Raw genomic sequence first — 25,277 nt, 5'->3', positions numbered from 1 at the left:
AATACAGAAAGTAAGGTTTTCTACCGTTGTAGTAGTATCCTATCCTTAAACAGAGTTGTTTTGATGATGATAAGATTTACTTTTAATAGGGTATTTAAACATGTTACTTCACTATTAAACCATTCACTAATAATTGAATCGTACTGTTCATTTCTAGTTCATAATCCCATTTTTTTTCAGGTAACAGCACAAACATTGACACAAGAGTTCCAACAATCGTCGTTATTATTAAACGTATAATTGTATCAGGTGGTAACGGAACAACTTCTCCTTTATCTTGAAATTCAACTATCTTATTTTTAAATTTTTCGTAGATATGATCCTGAAACAATTTCATGTAAGGCTCTTTCAATTCATCGTGAAGCGAAATTTCTTGAAGGAGAATCCTAACAACTAATGAATGTTTTTTTACAAACTCATACCTATTTAAAGCTAACTTTCTAATAAAATCTTTAAAACTTTTATATTCCACTTCAAATATATTTTTAGCAAAATCTTTTGCCATATGTGGCCCGACAAGTTTCGTCATTAAAGGAGAAACAATAGCTATAAGTAATTCTTTTTTAGTATGGTAATGACGAAATATCGTTCCTTCTGCTACTCCAGCTTTTTTTGCAATTTCATTCGTCGATGTCGCTGCATAACCTTTCTCAGAAAAAGTTTCAATAGCGGCTTCTAAAATTTTTAATTGCTTTTCACTGTATTTTACTTCGTTGCTTACATCAAATAATAATAGTTCCCTTAATGAATCTGATTGCGACATATTTATTTTCTCCTTTAATCACTATAAGAGTACTATCATTATAAACCTTTACCCAATATCAGACAATTTCTCTAGATCTTACGGTGTTTTTTTAAAGCAAGATTATTTAATATCATAAAACCAATAGAACATAACATTAAAATTGTTAAGTTAAACACTATATCTGATAATCCTTTTCCTCGTAACATTATATCTCGCATTGCTTCTCCACCATAGGTTAAAGGCATAATAATGCTTAATGATTTAAGCCACGGAACCATCGTATCAACATTAAATAAACCTGAGAAAAATACTTGAGGGACAATGACAATTGGAATAAATTGAATCATTTGTAACTCAGTTTTCGCAAATGCAGAGAGTAAAGTTCCAAGAGTAAGGGCTGTTATTGATAAAATAAGGGTAACTAACAATACTAACCAAATTGACCCTATCATCGTCATTCCCAAAATTTTTATAGAAAAAAAGACGATAATCGTTGATTGTATGGTTGTAAATACCCCAAATCCTAACACATAACCAATAACGATCTCCCAACGCTTCAGTGGTGTTGATAATAATTTTTCTAAAGTACCACTCGTTCTTTCTCTAAGAAAAGATACTCCTGCTATAATAAATACAAAGAAAAAAACAAAGAAACCAATCAAAAAAGGACCAATATTATCAAATGTACTCATATCTTCAGAACCATAATAATAAACGATTTCAGGTTTCGGTTGATTTTCGACATGTGAATTTTGGAGACTTTGTATCGCTATTTGAACCATATGAATTACAGCATTATTAATAGCTGGATCAGTTCCTTCAATAACGATCGTTGGTGAGCTTTCTTGAATAACTAAATATCCATCAATTTCTGTGTTTATTAAAGCAGTTAACGCACCTTTTTCTTCGTTAAACATCACTGCATTTTCAAACTTTTTAGCAATCCTTTCATCCCCACCTACAAACCCAACTGTTGGCTCATATTTTTCTCCAGCAAAAACAAGAGAAACTAACCAAAGGATAAACATAGGCGCGATGATAATCATCGCAATTGTTCGTCTATCTCTTATAAACTGCCGTATAATTCTTATAACTAATGCTTTTACCTTCATACATCAGCACCTCCATATTGTAAAAAAACTTCTTCGATTGAAGATGCATTTGTTTTCTCCTTTAACTCTTCTGGAGATCCAGTTGCTATTATATGACCATCCTGAAGTAATGCTAAACGCTCACACTTTTCTGCTTCATCCATTACATGGGTTGTAACTATTATAGTCGTACCGTTTTCACTTAGCCTCTTAAGTTCGTTCCACACAGACTGCCTTAGTACCGGATCAATCCCCACTGTAGGTTCATCTAAGATTAATATTTCTGGTTCGTGTAACAATGATATAGCTAAGGATAACCTTCTTTTCATTCCCCCAGAATATTGGCTTACTGGCTTCCTCAGATTTTCTGTAAGCTTAACTAAATCCATGACTGAATCAATTCTGGCTTTTCTTATACTACCTCTCAATCCGTAAATTGCGGCAAAAAAATCTAGGTTTTCTAAAGCTGTAAGTTCACCATATAATGCATTTGATTGAGCCATAAACCCAACCTTCTTAAGTAATGATAGGTTCGGCATCAATACATTTAATACACGAATCGTCCCACTGTCTGCATTGTTGATACCTGCAATCATTTTTACTAACGTTGTTTTCCCTGCACCAGATGGACCAAGCAATCCAAAAATTTCACCTTCATTAACATCTAAATTAATGTTTTGTAAGACTAAATTATTTTCAAAGCTTTTACAAACATTTGTTACTTGTACTTTTAAAGAAGTATTCATCATTTGCTGACCTCCCATCATTTAATGAGTGATTACTCACTTTTATTTTATGTAATAATAAGGTCATTTACAATAACTAACTGAAAAAACCTTTATTCCCTGAAAAGAAAAAAAATCCCTACTACCATGTAGTAAGGATTTTTCACATCATTTCCCTATTTTTTTCATAAAGTAATTAATCTGCACTTGCAGAGTATTCTTCAAACCCTTCCTTTGTTTCACGGTAATGCATAATATCTTCATCTGTGAAATAATAAATAGAAACTGAAGAAACCTTATTGTTTTCAAAGTATACGAAAACTTGCGCGTTCATACTTCGCTCTGTCAAACCCGCAACATCGACAGATATAAGCTCGTTACTATACTTGTAGCCATCTTCCGTATAATCATATCTCCATGCATGCATAATCGTATCTTTATGATTAACATTTGGCTCGCCGAGTAATTGCTTCACATCATTAATTTCCTTTCCTACAATAGCTTTACCTTTTAATAAGGTGACAATATCTTGATCAACTTCCGATGCACTTTCTTCCTGATTCAGGTTAGAATCTTCTTGCTTAGATTCCTTCTGTTCGGTTTCTACTTCTTCCTTTGATGTTTCTTCTTCGATACTAACTTCATTATCTATTTCTTCTTTTTCTGCTTCTTCTTGTTCATTTTTTTCTTCTATAGAGTCTTCACTTTCAGGGATTTGCGTTCCTTCATCAGGTGAACAAGCAGTCCCTAGAACTAGTAAGCTTGAAAACAAAATAAAAAATAATAGGTTTTTCATTTTCTTTCCTCTCCTCGTTATTGTTTTTTTAATCAGATCAATTATGATGTTTAGAGATCCAATTAATTAAATCACTCTATATACCTTACAACTTATAAAAAAGTTTTTAACTTTCATATTTTTTTCTTAACCCTTATCTTTCAAGTGTAAAAGAGTGCAAGGGTACACCTTAGTTTACCTACTGTAGTCTGAAAAAATAATCTATTTTATGAAAAAAGACACTTCTATTATTTAGAAGTGCCTTTTGAAACTACCCGTAATTAGTATTTACTTATATAGCAGTCTTACCAACTATTTTTTTCTCCTTTTTATTCACCGCTGTTATATCTTTAGCTTTATTTTGTTCTTTTAAATCTTTATTAAGTCCTTTTACCAATCCATAGCACATGATTAACACGATAAAGGTAAGCGGTAGAGCACTAACAATGATAGCTGTTTGTAAACCGGCTAACCCTCCAGAAGCCATTAATACTAAAGTTGACGCGACAAGAATAATTCCCCACGTAACCTTAACTCGATTGTTAGGGTTTAACTTCCCACCAGTTGTCAGCATTCCTAATACAAACGTTGCCGAATCAGCTGAAGTAACAAAAAATGTTGTTATCAATGCTACTGTTAAAATAGAAAGAACTATTCCGAAAGGTAGATGTTGATATACGTAAAATAACGCTGTTTCAAGTCCCTGACCTGATACATTTAAACCTTGAATTAATTCTAAATATATCCCGGTTCCACCAAAGACCGTAAACCAGAGACCACAAACAACTGTTGGGACTAGTAATACCGCTATTGTGAATTCGCGTATCGTTCTCCCTTTTGAAACACGAGCAATGAACATACCGACAAATGGTGTCCATGAAATCCACCATGCCCAATAAAATACTGTCCACCCTTGTGTAAAGGCTGCTTCATTTCCATCAAAAGGTGATAAACGTAAACCCATAAGAGCAACATTTTGTACATAGCTACCAAGACTTGTAGTAAACATATTAAGTAAAAATAGCGTAGGACCAAGGATTAGCATTGCAAATAAAAGTAATGTCGCTAACGACATGTTAATATTACTTAAATACTTTATGCCTCGAGAAATTCCTGTGTTTGCTGAGATGATGAAAAGAACTGTTATGATACCCATAATTAACATTTGTACCATAAAGTTATTAGGAATACCAATAAGATATTCTAGTCCTGCGTTTATTTGTTGAGAGCCTAAACCTAATGAAGCTGCTACTCCAAATAAAGTTGCAAAAACTGCTACGACATCGACTGTTTTACCAATCGGACCTTTCACCTTTTCACCAAGCACAGGATAAAGTGTAGCGCTCATTAATCCCGGTGCGTCTTTTCTAAACTTTTGATAAGCAAGTGCTAGAGCAACTATTGCATAAATAGCCCAAGCATGTAAGCCCCAATGAAGCCAAGTATAACGCATCCCCATAATTGCAGATTGTTCTGTACTGCCCTCTCCCATTGGTGGTGAAGCAAAATGAGCAATTGGTTCCGCTACACCATAGAATAACAGTCCTATCCCCATACCTGCTGAGAATAACATCGCAAACCATGTCGGTCTACTAAATTCTGGTTTAGCATCTTCTTTTCCAAGTTTAATCTTGCCAAATTTACTAAAGATCATATAAATAGCAAAAACAAGAAAAAATGTAGCTACTAGTTGATAAAACCAACCAAAAGATTCAAGCACAAAGGTTTGAGCAACAACCATTGCTTGACCTAACTGATTAGGAATAAGGACACCAATTAATACAAAAAGAGCAGCGATACCAACCGAAACTTTAAAAACTGTCCTGTCACTTTTATCCATTATTATGACACTTCCTTTCCATAATCGTTCTACTGTTCGTAAAGTTTTTTCTGTACATACAATATGATTTAATTAAACCATAAATTACCGCAAATGTGAAAAGCCATACTCAGCGATATTCTCGAGTTTTCATTGATAGTCATGAATAGCTTTAAATTATTCCCTAAGATATTTCGTATTGCTCTTATTTTAAGTATCATCCTCTTGTTTCCGAAAAACTAGTCATTATATCAAACTTACTAGTCTTAATTTTATTCCATAATAATCAAGAAAAGCGCAAGCGCCTTGGTCACGAGCGAAAGGCACTGGAAGGCCTTTGACAGAAGCCGCTTTTTGGCTTCCGAAAAGGACTGAAGTGACCGAGCTCGTAGGCGCCTGGAGCTAGACAGTTTTCAAGTTAGTAATTTATAAATTCTGATTATGTGAAAAAGAGTTTTTAGCTAATGATGCTAAAAACTCTTGAATTTCATTTCACAGTTACTCGTTTACTTATTAATCATTTTTTTAAAGATCATCAAATCCATTATCAACTGATACTTTTGTATACTGGCGTGATTTTTGTTCAAAGAAATCGCTTTTGCTACTATTAACGTCCTCATAGGCTTTAATCCATTTCATAGGATTCGTCCGATAGCCTTCATATGGTCGCTCAACTCCTAGCTCATTCACACGCTTATTGGCGATAAACTTTATATAAGCCTCAAGATCATTCATTTCGACTCCATCTATTTTTTCTCCAATAATATATTTCGCCCACTTTATTTCAAGTTCAGCAGCTTTACGAAACGTTCGTTGAACAAACCTATGATTAGCTTCACTATTAAGTTCAGGATACTCTTTTCTCAATTCCTTAAAAATATTTGAAAATAAATGAACATGCAGTTGTTCATCACGATTAATATAATTAATCATCGTTGAGGTTGATACCATTTTTTGATTTCGTGCTAAATTGTAAAAGAAACTAAAGCCTGAATAAAAATTTAAACCTTCTAATATAACATCAAATACAATCGATTCTAATAACGTTTGTGGAGTTGGATGTTCAATAAAACGTTCATATCCTTCAGCAATAAAATCATTTCTTTCACGAAGGATTGGATCATGTTTCCAATATTCAAAAATCTCATCTTGCTTATGTTTTTGAACAACACTAGATAAAACATACGAATAGCTTTGATTATGAACCACTTCTTGAAACGAAAGAACAGTCATTAATGCTGACAAACTAGAATCTGTTAAGTATTTGGCCACATGCATCGAATAATCGGTTTGAATACTATCTAAAAAAGCAAGTAAACCAATAATTTTATTAAAAGCTTCTTTTTCAGTTGCTGATAGTTTTTCATATTGCTTGATATCCGCCGACATATTAATTTCAAACGGAGTCCAAAAGTTTGCCAGCATATTTTTATAAAGAGGATAGGCCCACGAAAATCGTACATCATCCCAATTTAAAACGTTAGAACTTTTTCCATTAATGATTCCCGTTGAAGCATTTGGTGCTGTAACATCATAAAGTTTACGTCGTTGCAATATACTCATAAATTAATCCTCCCTTAGCTTGAACAACTTTCACACTCTTCTATCTCACTAGAAGTTGAACGAACATAATAAGTAGTTTTTAATCCTGCTTTCCATGCTGCTATATGAAGTTCTAACAACTCCTTAGCACGTATCGTATTTTTCACATAAATGTTAAATGAGATCGCTTGATCGATGTGTTTTTGTCTTGCACCATTTTGTTTAATACTCCAATGCTGATCGATCATGTGAGCCGGTTTATAGTACCAAGTTGTCGTAGCACTCAAATCAGGAGCAGTAACTGGAATTTTATAATTTTTCTTCTCTTCTGAGTATTCTTTTTTAAATATTGGGTCAATTGATGCAGTCGAACCAGCGATGATCGAAGTTGAAGAGTTTGGTGCCACGGCAAGCAAATAACCGTTTCGAATTCCATTATTCATTACTTCAAACTTAAGTTGCTTCCATTTCTGTGAGTGATAGTCTCTATCATCAAAATATTTACCAGACTCCCATTCAGAGCCTTTAAACATCGGATAAGCACCTTTCTCTTTTGCCAGTTCAAGACTTGCCTTTATTGAAAGATAATTAATTTTTTCATATAAATGATCTGAATATTCAACAGCCTCATTTGATTCCCACTTTATTTGTTTTAACGCAAGTAAATGATGCCATCCAAATGTGCCTAAACCTATGGCTCGATATTTTTGATTAGTGATCTCAGCTTGCAAGACGTTAATACGGTTTAAATCAATAACATTATCAAGCATCCTAATTTGAATTGGGATTAATCGTTCTAGAACGTCATCGAGTACTGCTCTAGCCAATGATATTGAGCTCAAATTACACACAACGTAATCACCTGGCTGCTTTGTTACAATGATTTTTCCGTCTTTTGTGACCTCTTCCTTTACCGTGGTTGCACTCATATTTTGCATAATCTCTGTACAAAGATTTGATCCGTAAATCATCCCAGCATGTTTATTTGGATTTAATCGATTAACTGTATCTCGATAAAACATATAAGGTGTACCCGTTTCTAGTTGGGAAATCATGATCCTTTTAAATATTTCAATTGCAGGGACAACTTCTCGTGATAAAGCTTGATTGGCCATACATTGTTGATACTTTTCTCGGAAACTTCCATGACCTTGCTTCTCATCATAGTAATCTTCTAAAGAAAAGCCCATTATTTGCCGAACTTCATGTGGATCAAACAGATACCAATCATCTCTTTGTTCTACCTTTTCCATAAAATAATCTGGAATACAAACACCAGTAAATAAATCATGTGTCCGAAGGCGCTCATCACCATTATTTAATTTTGCATCTAAATAAGAAAAGATATCTTTATGCCAAATATCTAAATATACTGCAATTGCCCCTTGACGTTGCCCGAGTTGGTCAACACTAACTGCGGTATTATTTAACTGCTTCATCCATGGTAAAACACCCGACGAATTACCTTTAAACTTCTTAATCGAAGACCCTTTCGCACGAATTTTACCTAAATATAACCCTAAACCTCCACCATTTTTACTCACAGTTGCAGCATCCGTATTACTATCAAATATTCCTCTTAAACTATCATCAACTGTATCAATAAAGCAGCTCGATAATTGCCCATAGGTTTTTCCAGCATTCGCCAAAGTCGGCGTTGCAACCGTCATATAAAGATTAGATAAAGCCCAGTACGCTTCTTTCACATATTCTAGTCTTTTTTGCTTCGGTTCTTTCCTCATCAATGTCATCGCAATGATTAAAAATCGTTCTTGTGGGAGTTCATAAAGTAACCCTTCATGTGTTTTGGCTAAATAACGATCAGCTAACGTCTTCACGCCAATATATGTAAATAATTGATCATTTTTTGGAGTTAGTAAACCTTCTAATTCATTAATTTCCATTCGATCATAACAATTTAATAAATCGTTACGATAGATCCCTTTCTCATATAAACTTTCAATGAGCTTATTGAAGGATTGATAGACTCGTCCGCCACGATTTCTTTCAACTTGTTTGTATAAAAGATTTACATAAATTTGTGCTGCAATATACGTCCAATCAGGTTCTTCACTGGTAATATGGTCAAGTGCTTCTAAAATAATCTTGTTTAAGATTTTTTCTTCATTTTGATTATCTAATTTCTCTAGCATTCGAAAAGATTTGTCTTCAAAATTACGATAATTAAGATTTGGAAATTTTTTCATGATTAAAGTTATTTGTTCTTTCCATTTTTGTTCAGGATCTATGACAACGTTCAAGTTATAGCCACCTCTCTCAATTTTTCTTACCTATACTTTCCTAACGTGTAAAAAACCCCTTCCTACGTGGAAGAGGCTAGAGAAACGGCATTATATAATTTATGGGTAGGAAACAACTCCTCCCATATCATTATTCGTACCGTTTCTAGAATCCCAGCCCCCGAAGACTTAGAAACTTGGAAAACAGGCAGGTCTCCTGACTTTTGCTTCACCCTACTTTGAGCCTTCCCATATAAGCACCACAAAAAGTGACAATCTTATATAGTGGTCATCTCATTTCGTCCACAATTACAGTTGCGGGGACAGTTGCGGATTTTCACCGAATTCCCTATTAAGTCTCATAAATAGACACCTATTTTTCCGTAAAATTATGAAATAACATAAAAAATTCTATATATAGTTCTATCCTCGCTCGCGTAAACTATATCTTGTACTCGTAATTTTATATTAGTATTCACTATTTCGCAATTGTTTTGTTTATCAATTTATAAGCTGTTACATTAATTATTTCGGTTTAGCTTCAATCACATAACGAAGTGGTGCAATCCCAACATAACTAAATGGATAACATGTAGTTAGTAGAAGAACTTCTTCATCAATCGTAAAATCTATGACCGTCAGATCATCAGCATCAACAATATAAGTCGTTGTAACTTCATACGTATAAGAACCGCTCTCTATCTAATTTAGGAATAGTTAAAATTCCAAATGCATCTGTAAAATCTAGTTCCTGTTTTATTTCTTGTTGTAATAATGGTAGTGTTTGTCTATCAATAACATCCCCCTCTATACTTAGTACCTCTTTTGCTTCTGTTAATGCAATTACAACTTATTGGTTACCATACCAATCATATACCCACTATATATAGCAGTACCTAGTCCAATGATAAATCCTAGTTTAGTTAGCCATTGAAAAACCATAAACTCCTCCATTTTATATTTTCAAATATGAAAATGATGACTAACTCAGTTAGACCTAACCTCCCGTTATCGCGAACACCCCACGTCCAAACTGTTCCGTCATTTTTTAAGGTAAAGAGAAATTGTTTCCTGCGTGGATTGTTTTTACGTTATCTAATCCCGTAATTTGCACTGGTGAAATAACTGGACTTTCAATGTTGCCTAATCCTAATTGTCCTAAATCATTTCTACCCCAACCCCAAACAGTTCCAGCATTTTTTAAGCCTATAATATGACCACTACCTGTAGCTAAAGCTTTTACATTAGTAAAGAGAGGGATTTTCACTGGAATAATCGCTCCCCATCATCAGTAAAATCAGTACTTCCAATACCTAATTTACCATTTTGATTAACTCCCCATGACCATACTTCACCATCGATGTTACTGCATATGAATTGTTATTAGCTACATAAACAGCAGCTGAACCAATATCAGTATTTGCTGAAACAGGACTGTATTATTGCTGAAATCGGAACGGATATGGGTCAATTTCCTTCATCTAGACATTTAGCTTCTTGGGCTGGTGTATCACCTGGAAATAATGAAAGTGCTGGTAAAAAAAAGTTCCAAAAGCGTTCAAGGAAACCCACATATAAAATCAGCTCTGTGTGAGTTTGCATGGGCAATAACAAGGTCGAAAAAGACTTCAATGGCAAATACTTTTTGGTCTCTTTCTGCTAGACGAGGTAAGAAAAAAGCTTTACAGGCTATAACGCACAAGGTCATTAAAATTATTTATACTTTATTTCTCAATAAACAACACTTCTCAGAACCCTGTCTAGCTGGTTAGATAACCCCTATTTCTATAATCAATTAAGGTTGTTATTTTAAAAAAATGATGTCACACCCTCTAATTTTGGTATTGCCTTTTTTCTAAAAATCCCTGTTTTAAGGCTTTCTAACCTCTTAGTCGTGGGCTCGACAATGTTATTTTCACAGAAAAAGTGCAAGCGCCTTGGTGGCGAGCAGCTGCTACTTTGCCACTTCGTTAGCTTCTCGCAAAGCAACTTCTAAGTAATCAAAGTAGTAGCTTCCAAAAAAAGCCCTTAGCTAAAACTAAGGACTTTCTTCTGTTTTTATCGTACGCCTTTGTTATATTCAGCATTAAATATAAACAATCGAAAGAGCATATATAAAGAAGGAATGAGCAATAGTAACCCACTTATAAAGGCAATAATTAATGAAATACCCATCTCGTCACCGGTGATACTTTCATATATCGTTAATGTAGGGTAGAGGATGTAGGGCAAATGTGTATAACCATAACCAAAAAATGCAAACCCATATTGTAAAGCTACAAAAATAAAAGCTGTCCCAAAGTACTTTTGTTTATAAATTAACCACACTGCACCTATGAAAAAAATTAACGATAACACAAAAAAGTAAAATTCCCCGACCATTGCTTCGAAATGTTCCAAGTTATGTGTACGTAACGTTAAAAAAACTAAAAAACTTAGTAGGATAGTTGGTCCACTCCATATTAACGTAAACTTTCTCATTAGTTTGTAGGCATCGTCATCTTCCGCTCGCTGCGCATAATAAGTTAAAAAGCTAGCACTAATAAATAACACACTAACAATCGATAATAATACAACACCCCAAGAGTAGGCACTGAAAAAAAGTTCAGACAACAATAAGTGTACATGTTCTCCTTCTTGTCCTATAAACCCTCCTTCTGATATCGTTAGCACAATGGATAAAGATGCAGGGATAAACAAACCTGATACACCGTATAAAAATAAATAAATATTATTTTCCCTAACCCCATAATTTGCAAATGCATAAAAAGAGCCTCGTATAGCTAGTAATACCAATGCTATACTCCCTGGAACTAGCAATGCTGTACCATAATAATAGGCTGTATCAGGAAAAAAACCTATCAAACCAACAAAGAAAAAAACAAGAAAGACGTTGGTAACTTCCCATACTGGTGATAAATAACGATCAATAACTACCCTAATACTATGCTTTTTATCAGTTACCCTAGCATAAAAGGAATAAAACCCAGCACCAAAATCAATCGATGCAATCATTAAATACCCGTATAGAAAAATCCATAATACGGTGATACCAATAATTTCAACGGATATGTCGTTCATTGTAACACCCCACGTTTCTATAAAATAATCCCTCTTTTTTCGATCTCAGTTTCTGCTGATTTTTTTGAAAATAAACGAATTAAAATAACCGGTACTAATAAACCTAAAATGAAATACAAACTTGTAAACAAAATTAGCATTTCAAACACTTCCCCTGCTGTCGTAACAGCTTCACCTGTCCTCATAAGTCCAACTATAATCCATGGTTGCCTACCTACTTCAGTCATAATCCATCCTGATTCAATAGCAAGCATTGCTAACGGTCCACCTAGAAATATGCCTCGTAACAACCAAGGGTGTAGCGAATTCAATGCTTTGACATAATAAAAAACAAAATATAGAACTGCAACAAATGCTAAGAACATTCCACTAAATATCATAATGTTAAAAAAATAATGGATATAAAGTGGGGGCCATAAATCCCTTGGGAAATCATTAAGTCCTATTACTTCCGCATCTGGGGAATTATAGGCCAATATACTGAGAGCAGCTGGAATTCCAATACCGTATTTAACCTCTAGTGTTTCCTCATCAAGGATTCCACCTAAAAGCAATTTTGCACGAGTTTCTGTCTCAAAATGCCATTCAGCTGCTGCGAGTTTTTCTGGTTGGTACTTGGCTAAATACTTCCCAGCAAAATCGCCATTTAACATTGTAAAAATCGAAAAAACTAAACAACCTATCATTGAAAAGTGTAGTGCTTTTTTATAATAAACGTGACTTTTTCCTTTTAATAAAAAGTAAGCTGCAATACTTGCCAATACAAACCCTGAAGTCAAATAAGCTGTTGTCAGTACGTGTGCAACTTTTGTTGGTGTAGCAGGGTTAAACATCGCAACTAATGGTTGTACATTCAAAAATGAGCCATCAACTAATGTGAAGCCTCTTGGTGTATTCATGAATGCATTTACAGTTGTAATAAAAAATGCAGATGCAGATGACCCAATTACAACAGGGATGGATAATAACCAATGAAAAATGGGGTTGGAAAAACGGTCCCAAGTATATATATAGATCCCCAAAAAAATTGCTTCAAAGAAAAAGGCAAAAGTCTCCATAAACAATGGTAGTCCAACTAAGTGGCCGGCTTTTTGCATAAAACTAGGCCATAATAAGGATAATTGCAAACCTATAATCGTGCCAGTTACGACGCCAACAGCAACAAGAATTACGTAACCTCTCGTCCACCTTCTTGCTAATAAGATAAAGTATGGATCTTTTCTTTTTATACCAATTAACTCGGCTAAACATATATAAAGCGGTAAACCAACACCGATCGTCGCAAAAATAATATGAAATGCTAACGTTATAAATGTAAGTAAACGGCTTAATAATAACGTATCAAACTCCAATTTTTATTCCTCCTTCTACTTGTAATTTTCTTTACTTTTTAATGCCCATATAAAGAAAACAATAACTGAAATAAAAACGACAAGTACTGGGGCTACCATTATGATAAAAAAATCCACCTTTACCAAACCCTTTCAATTTCTCTTAAATTGCATCACTTATTTTTACCGTTATTGGTAAAAGTATGTAACAATTTCGAAAAATCCCAATAGCTGTAATCAAAAATCTATAGAACTTAATTAAACTAATAAAACATTATTACATTAAAGAAAGTAATACGATTAATAAAATTTTTGTGTCTTTCTTAACTTAAAAAGGTTTTAACGAACAAAAATATATTGACCGCGCTTACATTTACTCTTAATATTAGAATTACAACGTTGTTATTTTTAAGTACTCATCTTTAATCTAATTAAGGGGGAATTATATTGGCATATGAAATAATCGAAAAGTTTAAAAAGCAATATATGGATGGTTGTGACAAGTGGTACGAAACGAAGTGGCACTATGTAGAAGGATGTATTATGAAAGCTTACTTAGATAGTTATGAACAAACGGGGAATGAGGAAGATTATCAATTTGTAAAAGATTTTATAGATCGGCTTGTTGATGAAAATGGTCATGTTAAGCAAATCGACATTAATTATTATACAATCGACCAAATCAGAATGACTGCTATTCTCTTTACTCTTTATAAAAAAGAAAAAGATCAAAAATATAAAAAAGTGCTAGATATAATTTTCAAGCAATTAGAAACATACCCTAGAACGAACACAGGGAACTTTTGGCATAAAACCAACTATCCAAACCAGATTTGGATGGATGGACTTTATATGGGACAGCCATTTTATGTACAGTACATCAAGGAATTCGAAGAGAAAAAAGACTACTCCGATACTTTTAATCAATTTAAACAAACTCGTAACCTTCTATTTGATGATGCAACTCAATTATATTATCACGCCTATGACGAGTCTCGTGAAATGTTCTGGTGCAATAAAGAAACTGGTCTATCTCCACATGTCTGGGCACGTGCCGCTGGTTGGTTTGTGATGGCTCTCGTTGATATTATGGAATTACTTGAAGGCGAAAATGTAAATACCGATGAATTAAAGGATCTCCTCAGTGAAGCTATTGATGGCATGTTACGTTATCAACATAGTAGTGGATTGTGGTATCAAGTAGTAGAATTTAGTGGTCGTAAAGGGAACTACTTAGAATCAAGTGGAACTGCTATGTTTGCTTATGCAATATTAAAAGGTGTACGCCTTGGCTATTTAGCAGATGATTACTCCAAATTCGGTAAATTAGCATTTGATGGAATCATTGACCAATACATTACTGAAGAGAATGGAGAGGTATTATTAGGTGGCATTTGTAAAAGCGCTGGACTTGGCACACATCCAGAGTTAGGTATTGTTCGTGACGGCAGCTACGAATATTATTGCCACGGTGAGCCAATCGTTACTAACAACGGACATGGAGTAGCTCCATTCTTAATGGCGTTTAATGAAATAAAACTATTAAAAACTTATTAATACGAATGTAAAAAGAGTGTGTCCCCAAAGCATAGCTTTTGGTGACACACTCTTTTTACATTTTGATGTGAAACGAAACCTAAACTCCTAAATCAAGGAAAATACTTCTAGCATTTTGCGCGGTTTCTACTCGATTGTGCGCGATTCACCCTTGTTTCTGCGCGATCCAGATCCCTTTCTGCGCGATTACCATTTTTTGCGCGGTTTCTACTCGGTTGTGCGCGATTCACCCTTGTTTCTGCGCGATCCAGATCCCTTTCTGCGCGATTTCTCAAATTTGTGCGCGATTACCATTTTATGCGCGATTTCTACTCGATTGTGCGCGATTCACCCTTGTTTCTGCGCGATCCCGCTACCTTTCTGCGCGATTTCTCAAATTTGTGCGCGATTACCATTTTATGCGCGATTTCTACTCGATTGTGCGCGGTTCACCCTTGTTTCTGCGCGATCCAGATCCCTTTCTGCGCGATTTCTCAAATTTGTGCGCGATTACCATTTTATGCGCGATTTCTACTCGATTGTGCGCGATTCACCCTTGTTTCTGCGCGATCCAGATCCCTTTCTGCGCGATTTCTCAAATTTGTGCGCGATTACCATTTTATGCGCGATTTCTACTCGATTGTGCGCGGTTCACCCTTGTTTCTGCGCGATCCAGATCCCTTTCTGCGCGATTTCTCAAATTTGTGCGCGATTACCATTTTATGCGCGGTTTCTACTCGATTGTGCGCGATTCACCCTTGTTTCTGCGCGATCCAGATCCCTTTCTGCGCGATTCACCCTTGTTTCTGCGCGATCCAGATCCCTTTCTGCGCGATTTCTCAAATTTGTGCGCGATTACCATTTTATGCGCGGCTTCTACTCGATTATGCGCGGTTCACCCTTGTTTCTGCACGATCCTTGAAAATTCAAACATAAAAAATAGAGTACAAATGCTATTACCATTTGTACTCTTGAAAAAAAACGTGCTCTTTTTCTATTATGAAACTTCCGCATCACTATTCTCTTTTTAACGAGTAAATAAACCTTTCCACCAGTTTGTAAAACTATCGGTATAGATATAAATGACAGGTACTAGCACTAAAGTAATTATTGTAGAGAATGTTAAACCAAATACGATAACAGTCGCCATCGGTGCTTGCAACTCAGCACCTTCACCAAACCCAATCGCTAGTGGCACCATGGCTAAAACAGTTGTTAACATCGTCATAAGGATTGGACGTAACCTTGTTGGACCTGCCTCCAAAATGGCTTCTTCTCTAGACATACCTCGACTTCTTAATTTATTAATGTAGTCAACAAGAATAATTGCATTATTTACAACAATACCTGCTAACATAATGATTCCAATAAATGCCGGTGCACTTAACGGCCTGTTTGTTAATAGGAAACCTACCATAATACCAATAAATGTTGCTGGTAAACTAAACATAACAATAAATGGATACAATACTTTTTCAAATTGAAATGCCATCACTGCATAAACAAGAAAGATCGCTAGAACTAACGCAAGAGATAAATCAACAAATGCATCCATCATCATTTCATATTCCCCACCTGTATGATAATCATATCCTTCTGGAAATATATATTGATTTAACTCTTCTTCAATTTCTGCAATGACACTACCTAAATCTCGATCCATAATGTCCCCGCTAATGGATACACCACGAGTTTGATTTTGACGTGTAATAACAGTTGGCCCTTCTGCTTGTACAAATTTAGCTATTTCAGAAAGTGGAACAAGATCTCCTATAGGAGTTAGTATCGGTAAGTTTTGCAAATCTGTATAATTCTCACGATATTGTTCAGGTAAAATAACTTTAATACTAATTTCTTGTCCATCTCTACGCAAAAGAGAAGCTACTTGTCCACTAACACTACTCCTAACTGTGTCCATTACTTCTGCATATGTTAAACCGTGTTGTCTCGCAATATCTCGGTCAACTACAATTTGAATTTCTGGTCGTGTTTCTCCCATTGAATGAGTAACATTAGCCGTTCCTGGTACCGCACTAATAATATCTTTAATATCATCAGCGATTAGTTTAAGGGTATCAAGTTCATCTCCTCTTACTTCGATATCAATCGGGTTGCCACCCATACCATCACTCTCAAATGACCTTACATTGACATCAATATTTGGTAGTGTCTCAGTAAAATCTCTAAAAGCTTCAATTACTTGATTTGTCGTAATATTCCTCTCATTAGTAGGTAACAGACGAATAAAGAAATTACCATCACTCGAACCGCCACCCATGCCCATCATACCGCCTCCACCAATAGACGTTTGTACGACTTCGGTAACACCGGTATCTAATAAAAACCCTTCTATTTCTCTTACACTTTCTAGCTTATCTTCCATCGATGTCCCAGGTGGAACTTCAAACCTTGCTGAAATCTCTCCTTGATCAAATGCCGGCATTAATTCTAAACCAACTAGTTTTACAGTACCTAAACTAGCAATCAGGAGGAAAATCGTCCCGAATACAATCGTCTTCTTATGATGAATAGACCATTTTAATATTTTTTGATAGCGTTTAGTTATTCCGTCAAGTAAGCGTCCAAAAGCTGCACCAATTTTCCTAAATCCTTTAGGGTCTTCGTCGGCCTTTATCTCTGGTAACAATAATCCCGATAACATCGGGACTATTGTTAATGCAACAACGAGTGATGCAATTAACGTAAACCCAACAGTTAGTGCTAATGGCATAAATATTTCAGCTGCGATTCCTTGTGTAAAAACGATAGGTAAAAAAACAACCAAGCTAGTCATCGTTGAAGCAATTACCGCTGAAGATACCTCAGAAGCCCCTTTTATTGCCGATTCAATTCGACTATAACCTCTTTCGCGAAACTTATAGATATTTTCCAAAATAACGATCGAACTATCAACTAATAACCCAATACCTAGAGCCAGACCACCTAAAGTAATAATATTAATCGTTTCACCAGCAAAATAAAGCAAGGTAAATGCTGAAATAATAGCTATTGGAATTGATAACCCGATAATTAACGTACTTCTTAAACTTCTTAAGAATGCTAAAAGAACAAGAATGGCCATCGTTCCACCGATAATCATATTCATAGCAACACTATTAATAGATTCTTTTATAAACATTGATGAGTCCATTATTTTTGTCAGTGTTACACCTTGAGTTAAACTTCTTTGAAGATTATCAAGCTCTCTTGATACGGCATGAGCAACCTCAACTGTATTTGCATCAGCCTGTTTTGAAATATCTATGCTTAACGTAGGTTCACCATTAACATAGGCATACGACGATTGTTCCTTAAACGTATCCTTCACTTCAGCTATATCAGACAATTTAAGAGTTTGTCCTGTCCTTAGAGGGATATTAACATTCTCAATGTCTGTTATTGTACGAAATTCACCGACAATTCGTAATGGCATTTCTTGGCCACCGCGTGTAAGTTCACCAGCTGGCGCACTAAGGTTTTCGCCACCAATCATTTGTACCAGTTGTGATATTGTCAACCCATACCTTTGCATTAATACGAGGTCTGGTTCGACAATAATTTCCCTTTCTTGACCACCGGTTAAGTTGACAGAGGCTACACCTGGAATACGTTCGATTTGTGAGATAATATTATCCTCTGCAATATAAGTTAGTCTAGTTAAGTCCATCTCTGCTGAAATACCAATTTGCATAATTGGCATTTGGTTCGGATCAAACCTCATTGCAGAAGGTGCTCCTGCACCATCTGGTAACATCGGACGAACCATATCTATACGGTCACGAAGATCAAGCATAACACTATCCAAATCAGTATTAAAATCAAACATTAACAAAATCAATGATTGATTTTGTGTTGAAATTGACTGAATGGTTGTTAAACCTTCCGTAGCGCTTAACACTCCTTCTAGTGGCCTAGTCACCAAACTCTCGACCTCTTGTGGAGCTGCACCATTATATGGGGTTGAAACAGCTGCAATTGGTAATTCTAAATCTGGCATTAAATCTACTTTTAAACCAGATAAAGACACCACACCCAACATAATCATGACGAGTGCGATGATAACTACACCAACCGGCCGTTTAACCGATTCATTTATTAGTCTCATTTACGTACCTCCGAATTTCCGTTATACCTCGTTTTCACTACTAGACTCTTTATCCTCGCTTCCTAGTGGTTCATCTAATTCTTCTCCAAAACTTTGACCGATATCGTTACGGATATTAATTAAAGCTTCATCATAAAGCTGATGGATCCCTCTCACAACGACATATTCTCCTTCTTCTAGGCCATTTTCCACACTGATCCATTCTGAAGTTTCATTTCCAATTGTAATCACTCTTTTTTGTACACTTTCTCCATCATGAGTCACATAAACAATACTCTGGTCATTTTCATTCGTTACTGCATCAACATGAACAAGTACTTCTTCCTCAACAATTAAAGGATGAACCATGACTTCTGCAAGCATCCCCACCCTCAGGTTATTTCCTGGGTTAGAAATGGCTACTTCTACAGGATATGCTCGTGATTGTTCTGCAGGCATAATACTAATATAGGTAATACGCCCTTCATACATCTCGTTATTTGATCTAATATAAACCTCAACTTCTTGATTTACTTCAATGTTTGCTAGCATCGATTCATTTACGTTTAGGTGAACTACCGGTTGATCCATTTGAACTACTTGTAAAAGTGGAGCTTGGGGAGAAACCATTGCTCCAACACTTGTATGAAAATTACTAATTTGGCCCTCAATTGGCGCTCTAACAACAGCATGTTTCTTTTGCTTTTCAGCCATTTCTACAGACAATTTTGCTTGTTTCACCGAAGCATTAGCTGCATCAACTTGCTCCGTTCTCTTCGCTTGAGCTAATGCCATCTCAGCTTGTTCCACAGCGGTTTTCGCTTGCTTTTTATCTGCTTCTGTTGGCAGATTACTTTGTATTAAACGATTAAAAATGTCGTGAAACTCTTCAGGCACATTATCTAGATCAATATCGATATCTTCTGCCTCTTCAAGCATCTTATAAAGATCTTTTGCTTGATTTAATTGCATTTGTGCCTGACGAATACTTTGCTCCCTCATTGCTTTTGTTCCATTTAAGTTAGCTTCAGCAGCCTCTAAGCCAGCACGTGCTTGGGAAACATTCAATTCAATATCTGATACATCTATTTCGATTAATAGATCACCAGGTTCAACGATATCTCCGTTTTTTACATGAACAGCTTTTACTTCTCCTGCTACCATTGGAAGTACTGGTAATTGTTTACTAGCCATAACATTCCCAGAAAGGCTTAACTGACTAGTAAGTGTACCCTTTTCAATCTGACTAATCTCAACAGGAAAACGAGCTGGTTCATCTTTTTCCTCTGCTAATGTACTACCATTAGTACTGCAACCTACTAAAAAGAATATTAATGCAAATAGAAAAACAAATCCTTTTTCTTTCGTTAAAGCCATTTTAGTAAACCCTCCATTTTGAAAAAAATCTTTCTTATAACCCTAATAAATTAGTACGTGTCTATATTATCATCTTTAAATGAACATAGTATGAACATTGTTATATATTTTCTAAGAATTTACGTACTTATATTTCCCAATAAAAAATCATTCATTTAAGTGTCACAGTTTAGATAATTATACATTTACTATTTTTGTTAAAATATTTATAAATTAATATATATTAAAGGAGCCATTACGATGAAAAAAAGCTTAATAGTTATAGGTAGTTTAATTTTGTTACTATTAACTGCATGTATTAGTGAAGAAAAAAAAGAAGAAACCGTTGATTCTGAATCAACCTCTGAAACAGTAGAGGATTATTCCCTTGATATTCAGATTGCTGGCGGAACTTATGGAAGCGAATACTTTGCTGTCGTTGCAGGTGGCGCTAGTAATAAAATTTTAATCTTTGATGCAAAGTATCGAAAGTTGGTGACAGCTATTGATACAGGTGGTCCAAAGCTTGAGAGAACAATTCCAGAATATTATCCTAATTTACACGATGTACATGCCATGACATTTACGAATGATTTTTCCATGTTCTTTACTGTTAATTGGTTTGACTATGAAGAACCTTCGTATGTACTAGCTTATGATACAAAAACATTAAAAGAAATATGGAGAACACCGGTAGGTAAAGGCGGACATCATGCAGCGCTTTCTCCTGATGAAAAATATTTATACGTAGCTAATGATCGAAGCGGTACAATTTCTATCGTTGATATCGAATTACAAATAGAAGTCGACACATTACATGTTGGTGAAGGTGCAGATTATATTACACCAGCAATGTATTGGGATGGCATCGTTATTGACACACCTTACCTTTTCGCTACAGTTAACACAGAAAGTAAAGTCGTTGTGTTTGATTGGAAAACAAACGAAATCGTTAAAGAAATCATCGTTGGCGAAACCGAAGGAAAAGTACACGGTGTTAATTTAACACCGGATGGAAAAACAGTATGGGTTGCCGTTGGTGGTGATAATACAATAGTAGTAATTGATGTAGAAACACTTGAGATTACAGATCGAATTCAATTGAAAAATCGTCCTATTCATATATCTTTCAATCCAGATGGAAAATTTGGTTACGTAACCACTGGTGGTCATCAAATCTTCAAAGTAGACACAATGACTCATGATGTTGTCTGGAACCAAACTGGAACAATTATTCCAGCCCATATGGCTGTTAGCCCTGACGGCAAGGAATTATGGACATTAAATCATGGCTTGTCTACAGAACGTTATCCTTATTTAATTGGTGGAAGACCGGTAAGCGGAGTGCAAATTTGGGATACTGAAACCGGGGCATTACTTGCAGAAATGCCTTCTGAAGGTCCACCTCATGAAATCCAATTTATACCTTACCATGCTTTTGGCCTACAACAAGTACAAGATGACTCCGTAACTGTTACAGCAGAGGGTTTATATCAAAGTGCTTGTAGTTCATGTCATGGCGGTAATTTAGAGGGTGGTGGCGGCCCTAGCCTAGAAAACCTTTCAGAAAAAATGACCGTTGATGACATTTCTGAAATCATTCTCAAAGGTAGTGGGATGATGCCAGATGGTCTCGTTGATGATCAAGAAGCTCATTTAATCGCCGAATGGCTTCTTAACAATGGAATAGATAGCGACGTACACAGTCATTAAAAGAAACCCAAGCGATTCGTTCGCTTGGGTTTTTGCTTCGATTTTCAGTTATTTGGTGATTTATATCACCGTATAAGCATCTCCTTCGTGTTAAAATATAGTTGAGAATAAAAATCATTCGCACTTTTTTACTAAGAGGTGAACAAGTTATGAAAGAAATATGTTTAAAAAAATCTATATATCAACTGTGTACCGCCTATCCAGAATTAATTGAATTAATGAAAGAATTAGGCTTTGTAAATATTACAAAACCAGGGATGCTTCAATCCATGGGGAAAATTATGACTATTCCAAAAGGATGCCGTACTATGAAGATCCCTTTAGAAAAAGTAAAAGAGCATTTAACAAGTCATGGATTTAAAATCATCGATTAATGGAGTTGAATTAAATGAGTGAAATGATAAATAACCGTGAAAAACAGGAGTTAAATCAATCTCAAAGACAAAAACTATTAAAAGAGATCATAAAAGAATTACACGACGGAAAAAATGTAGATGAAGTAAAAGAACGGTTTCAACAGGCCATTGATAAAGTAAGTGTCAATGAAATTTCTCAAATGGAGCAAGCCTTAATGATCGAGGAAGGTATTTCTGTAGAAGAGGTTCAACGCCTTTGTTCGGTCCATACAGAAGTTTTCAAAGGTTCTATTGAGGAAATTCACAGCGATGAAGCTCTTGGAACTAAACCAGGACACCCTGTACACACATTTTTTAAGGAAAATCGAGAAATTGATAAATTCGTTAATTTCAAACTTAGTCTTCATAAGGATCAATATCAACGTGATCAAAGTGATGAAAATAAAGAAAAACTTTTTAATGATTTAACAGAACTCCTAGAAATAGATAATCACTATAGCCGTAAAGAAAATTTACTTTTTCCATATTTAGAGAAAGTCGGTATTTTTGGACCAACGAAAGTAATGTGGGGTGTCGATGATAGAATACGAGCAGCAATTAAAGAAGCACGTAATCAACTCAATGACGGCACTCGCCAATTAGAAGAACTAATAACAAAAGTAGAATATATTATTGAAGAAGTTTCAGAGATGATTTATAAAGAGGAAAACATTTTATTACCGATGTCTATGGAAAAGTTAACAGAAGATGAATGGCTTAAGATTGAACGTGAGGGTGATGTGATTGGCTACACATTTATCGACCCACCAACACCATGGCAGCCTGAACGAGCAGATTTATTAGATCAATCCTTTATGAAAGAAGGAGTCATTCAACTAGAAACTGGGATTTTATCTTTAGATCAAATAGAGTTAATGATGAACCACCTTCCAATAGATATTACATTTATTGATGAAAACGATGTTGTACGCTATTTTTCACACGGTAAGGAGCGAATTTTCCACCGTACTAAGTCAATCATTGGTCGAACAGTACAAAACTGTCATCCACCACAAAGTGCTCACATTGTAAATGCATTATTGGACGACTTTAAATCTGGCAAAAAAGATGTAGAGGATTTTTGGATTAATTTCCACAATAAATTTGTATATATTCGCTACTTTGCAGTTCGAGATCAAGACGGTACGTATAAGGGAACAGTGGAATTCACTCAAAATATACAACCAATTCAAGCTATTACTGGAGAGAAACGTTTAATGTCTTAAAAAAATTAATTGTAAAAATCCTTACTAACAGCAACATCGGTTAGTAAGGATTTTTTTGTATAGACGATATACCTATTTATCTACTATTTTCTATTCTTTTTTCTGTCATACCAATTTATACTATTATTAGATTAGTATAGTTAACTTATTATTCTGAAAGGAGAGTTACAAATGGAAGAAATAAAAATTATTAATGAAGTTCAATCGTTACATAAAGCTGTAGCCATTACATTTGATGATGGACCAAATCCTATCTATACTCAACAGTTATTACAAATATTTCAAGAAGTTGGTGGGAAAGCAACTTTTTATATGATTGGTGACCAAATGATAAAACATCCGGAAATTGTAAAAACTGTAGTAGATCAAAAACATGAAATAGGGAACCACTCATATTCTCATCCGAAGTTAACTCAAATACAATTAAGTGACTGCGAAACCGAACTTACACGAACTGATCAAATAATAACAGAAATGACAGGTATAAAACCAGCTACCTTTCGCCCACCCTACCTAGATTACAATGAAGTAGTCATCTCCATATCAGAAAAATTAGGATGTAAGGTAATTGGAGCACTTAACCTTGACGCATTAGATTGGGAACAACCAGGAATTGATTTTATCTTATCGAAAACCCGCAATCATATAAGAAGTGGAAGTATTCTTCTCTTTCACGATAGTCGTGGTGATCGTTCACAAACTGTTGAAGCTGTACGAATCCTTGCCACTGAACTGAAGGAGCAAGGTTATCAACTTGTTACAGTAAGTGAGTTATTACAATTATCAGAAACTGGAGTTTAAGAACTATTTAAATCTTCTAATCTATTGGATATCTTACATTATTGATTAATAATGACACTAGGAAGGTGACATAAAATGAAGCTTGAAAAAGGTCAAAAATTATTGTTTATCGGAGATTCGGTGACAGATTGTGAAAGAACGAAACCAGAAGGGGAAGGTTTATTCGGTGCGTTAGGCAAAGGTTATGTATCTTACATTGATGCACTCATACAGTCTGTTTATCCAGAGTTAAGCATTAGAATTGTTAATAAAGGAGTTAATGGAAACACTGTTCGCGACTTAGCAAAAAGGTGGAAAACTGATGTGCTAAAGCAACAACCTGATTGGTTAACAATTATGATTGGGATCAACGATGTTTGGCGGCAATATGATACACCATTCATTAAAGATTGGCACGTGTACATCGAAGAGTATGAGGAAACGCTGAGAAAACTAATTAATGAAACAAGTCCTCATGTAAAAGGGATTGTACTGATGACACCTTTTTATATAGAAAGTAATGAACAAGACGCCATGCGCCAAACAATGGACCGATATGGTTCAGTTGTTAGCCATATCGCTGAAGAGCACGACTGTATTTTTGTCGATACACAAGCAGCTTTTAACCAAGTCTTAAAGGACCTTTACCCTTCGACGTTGGCATGGGACCGTATTCACCCTACCGCTACTGGACATATGATTTTAGCAAGGGCCTTTTTACGAGAAATTAATTTTGATTGGAACAAGTAATACTGGGTAATCGATGACGATATACAAACAATAAACCCTTGCTGAATAAGCCATAAAATTAGTTATTCAGCAAGGGTTTCTCAAACAT

General features: G+C 35.2%; 22 protein-coding genes and 1 riboswitch. Of the genes, 7 read left to right on the top strand and 15 right to left on the bottom strand.

Annotated features, from left to right (window positions below):
* Nucleotides 1–103: 103 nt before the first annotated feature.
* The 10 genes from BKP37_RS09280 to BKP37_RS21010 form a co-directional block, all read right to left on the bottom strand.
* The gene (locus BKP37_RS09280; RefSeq protein ID WP_071309333.1) at nucleotides 104–763 is read right to left on the bottom strand and encodes a TetR/AcrR family transcriptional regulator; all 660 of its coding nucleotides are present in this window, start codon (nucleotides 761–763) and stop codon (nucleotides 104–106) included.
* A 71-nt stretch (nucleotides 764–834) separates the two neighbouring features.
* Nucleotides 835–1,857, bottom strand: a complete 1,023-nt coding sequence (locus tag BKP37_RS09275; RefSeq protein ID WP_071309332.1) for an ABC transporter permease — start codon at nucleotides 1,855–1,857, stop codon at nucleotides 835–837.
* Entirely contained in the window at nucleotides 1,854–2,582 is a 729-nt protein-coding gene (locus tag BKP37_RS09270; protein ID WP_071309346.1) for an ABC transporter ATP-binding protein, read from the bottom strand. The genes BKP37_RS09275 and BKP37_RS09270 overlap by 4 nt, the downstream gene beginning before the upstream one ends.
* 175 nt (nucleotides 2,583–2,757) lie before the next feature.
* Nucleotides 2,758–3,357: a hypothetical protein gene (locus BKP37_RS09265; protein ID WP_071309331.1), complete on the bottom strand. Its 600-nt coding sequence runs from the start codon at nucleotides 3,355–3,357 to the stop codon at nucleotides 2,758–2,760.
* Between the two features lie 271 nt (nucleotides 3,358–3,628).
* A complete protein-coding gene (locus tag BKP37_RS09260; RefSeq protein WP_071309330.1) occupies nucleotides 3,629–5,176 on the bottom strand; it encodes a glycine betaine uptake BCCT transporter in 1,548 nt (515 codons plus the stop codon).
* A gap of 504 nt (nucleotides 5,177–5,680) precedes the next feature.
* Nucleotides 5,681–6,718, bottom strand: a complete 1,038-nt coding sequence (locus BKP37_RS09255; protein ID WP_071309329.1) for a ribonucleotide-diphosphate reductase subunit beta — start codon at nucleotides 6,716–6,718, stop codon at nucleotides 5,681–5,683.
* Between the two features lie 14 nt (nucleotides 6,719–6,732).
* A complete protein-coding gene (locus tag BKP37_RS09250; RefSeq protein WP_281243034.1) occupies nucleotides 6,733–8,958 on the bottom strand; it encodes a ribonucleoside-diphosphate reductase subunit alpha in 2,226 nt (741 codons plus the stop codon).
* Nucleotides 8,959–9,127: 169 nt separating this feature from the next.
* Nucleotides 9,128–9,329: riboswitch (cobalamin riboswitch) on the bottom strand.
* 133 nt (nucleotides 9,330–9,462) lie between these two features.
* Nucleotides 9,463–9,639, bottom strand: a complete 177-nt coding sequence (locus BKP37_RS20740; protein WP_084034633.1) for a sortase domain-containing protein — start codon at nucleotides 9,637–9,639, stop codon at nucleotides 9,463–9,465.
* A gap of 346 nt (nucleotides 9,640–9,985) precedes the next feature.
* Nucleotides 9,986–10,204 carry an RCC1 domain-containing protein gene (locus tag BKP37_RS09245; protein ID WP_071309328.1) on the bottom strand — a complete coding sequence of 73 codons (219 nt, stop codon included), beginning with the start codon at nucleotides 10,202–10,204 and terminating at the stop codon, nucleotides 9,986–9,988.
* Nucleotides 10,201–10,299: an RCC1-like domain-containing protein gene (locus BKP37_RS21010; RefSeq protein WP_425424982.1), complete on the bottom strand. Its 99-nt coding sequence runs from the start codon at nucleotides 10,297–10,299 to the stop codon at nucleotides 10,201–10,203. The genes BKP37_RS09245 and BKP37_RS21010 overlap by 4 nt, the downstream gene beginning before the upstream one ends.
* A gap of 100 nt (nucleotides 10,300–10,399) precedes the next feature.
* On the opposite strand from BKP37_RS21010, the gene BKP37_RS20315 reads away from it, so the two are divergent.
* A complete protein-coding gene (locus BKP37_RS20315) occupies nucleotides 10,400–10,531 on the top strand; it encodes a transposase (protein WP_084034628.1) in 132 nt (43 codons plus the stop codon).
* 464 nt (nucleotides 10,532–10,995) lie between these two features.
* Here the strand turns inward: BKP37_RS20315 and BKP37_RS09235 are convergent, their stop codons facing one another.
* The 3 genes from BKP37_RS09235 to cydS are packed head-to-tail and all read right to left on the bottom strand — an operon-like array spanning nucleotide 10,996 to nucleotide 13,487.
* Nucleotides 10,996–12,009 carry a cytochrome d ubiquinol oxidase subunit II gene (locus BKP37_RS09235; RefSeq protein ID WP_071309344.1) on the bottom strand — a complete coding sequence of 338 codons (1,014 nt, stop codon included), beginning with the start codon at nucleotides 12,007–12,009 and terminating at the stop codon, nucleotides 10,996–10,998.
* 26 nt (nucleotides 12,010–12,035) lie between these two features.
* The gene (locus BKP37_RS09230) at nucleotides 12,036–13,370 is read right to left on the bottom strand and encodes a cytochrome ubiquinol oxidase subunit I (protein ID WP_071309326.1); all 1,335 of its coding nucleotides are present in this window, start codon (nucleotides 13,368–13,370) and stop codon (nucleotides 12,036–12,038) included.
* Between the two features lie 15 nt (nucleotides 13,371–13,385).
* Entirely contained in the window at nucleotides 13,386–13,487 is a 102-nt protein-coding gene (cydS, locus tag BKP37_RS21005) for a cytochrome bd oxidase small subunit CydS family protein (RefSeq protein WP_407639569.1), read from the bottom strand.
* A 309-nt stretch (nucleotides 13,488–13,796) separates the two neighbouring features.
* On the opposite strand from cydS, the gene BKP37_RS09225 reads away from it, so the two are divergent.
* On the top strand, nucleotides 13,797–14,906 hold the full coding sequence (locus tag BKP37_RS09225; protein WP_071309325.1) for a glycoside hydrolase family 88/105 protein: 1,110 nt from the start codon (nucleotides 13,797–13,799) through the stop codon (nucleotides 14,904–14,906).
* 1,006 nt (nucleotides 14,907–15,912) lie between these two features.
* Here the strand turns inward: BKP37_RS09225 and BKP37_RS09220 are convergent.
* Together BKP37_RS09220 and BKP37_RS09215 are read right to left on the bottom strand one after the other, a co-directional pair.
* The gene (locus tag BKP37_RS09220; RefSeq protein WP_071309324.1) at nucleotides 15,913–18,990 is read right to left on the bottom strand and encodes an efflux RND transporter permease subunit; all 3,078 of its coding nucleotides are present in this window, start codon (nucleotides 18,988–18,990) and stop codon (nucleotides 15,913–15,915) included.
* Nucleotides 18,991–19,011: 21 nt separating this feature from the next.
* Nucleotides 19,012–20,346, bottom strand: a complete 1,335-nt coding sequence (locus tag BKP37_RS09215; RefSeq protein ID WP_071309323.1) for an efflux RND transporter periplasmic adaptor subunit — start codon at nucleotides 20,344–20,346, stop codon at nucleotides 19,012–19,014.
* Between the two features lie 240 nt (nucleotides 20,347–20,586).
* On the opposite strand from BKP37_RS09215, the gene BKP37_RS09210 reads away from it, so the two are divergent.
* The 5 genes from BKP37_RS09210 (at nucleotide 20,587) to BKP37_RS09190 (ending at nucleotide 25,189) form a co-directional block, all read left to right on the top strand.
* Nucleotides 20,587–22,038 carry a c-type cytochrome gene (locus tag BKP37_RS09210; RefSeq protein WP_071309322.1) on the top strand — a complete coding sequence of 484 codons (1,452 nt, stop codon included), beginning with the start codon at nucleotides 20,587–20,589 and terminating at the stop codon, nucleotides 22,036–22,038.
* 149 nt (nucleotides 22,039–22,187) lie between these two features.
* The gene (locus BKP37_RS09205) at nucleotides 22,188–22,412 is read left to right on the top strand and encodes a DUF1858 domain-containing protein (protein WP_071309321.1); all 225 of its coding nucleotides are present in this window, start codon (nucleotides 22,188–22,190) and stop codon (nucleotides 22,410–22,412) included.
* Between the two features lie 14 nt (nucleotides 22,413–22,426).
* The gene (locus BKP37_RS09200; RefSeq protein WP_071309320.1) at nucleotides 22,427–23,659 is read left to right on the top strand and encodes a DUF438 domain-containing protein; all 1,233 of its coding nucleotides are present in this window, start codon (nucleotides 22,427–22,429) and stop codon (nucleotides 23,657–23,659) included.
* A gap of 171 nt (nucleotides 23,660–23,830) precedes the next feature.
* Complete coding sequence (locus BKP37_RS09195; protein WP_071309319.1) at nucleotides 23,831–24,460, top strand: polysaccharide deacetylase family protein; 630 nt, start codon at nucleotides 23,831–23,833, stop codon at nucleotides 24,458–24,460.
* A gap of 75 nt (nucleotides 24,461–24,535) precedes the next feature.
* On the top strand, nucleotides 24,536–25,189 hold the full coding sequence (locus BKP37_RS09190; RefSeq protein ID WP_071309318.1) for an SGNH/GDSL hydrolase family protein: 654 nt from the start codon (nucleotides 24,536–24,538) through the stop codon (nucleotides 25,187–25,189).
* Nucleotides 25,190–25,277: the final 88 nt, after the last annotated feature.

The sequence above is a fragment of the Anaerobacillus alkalilacustris genome (assembly GCF_001866005.1).
GTDB classification, from domain to species: Bacteria; Bacillota; Bacilli; order Bacillales; family Anaerobacillaceae; genus Anaerobacillus; species Anaerobacillus alkalilacustris.
Note: the sequence above shows the minus strand (reverse complement) of the source record. Positions and strands in the feature narration are given on the sequence as shown.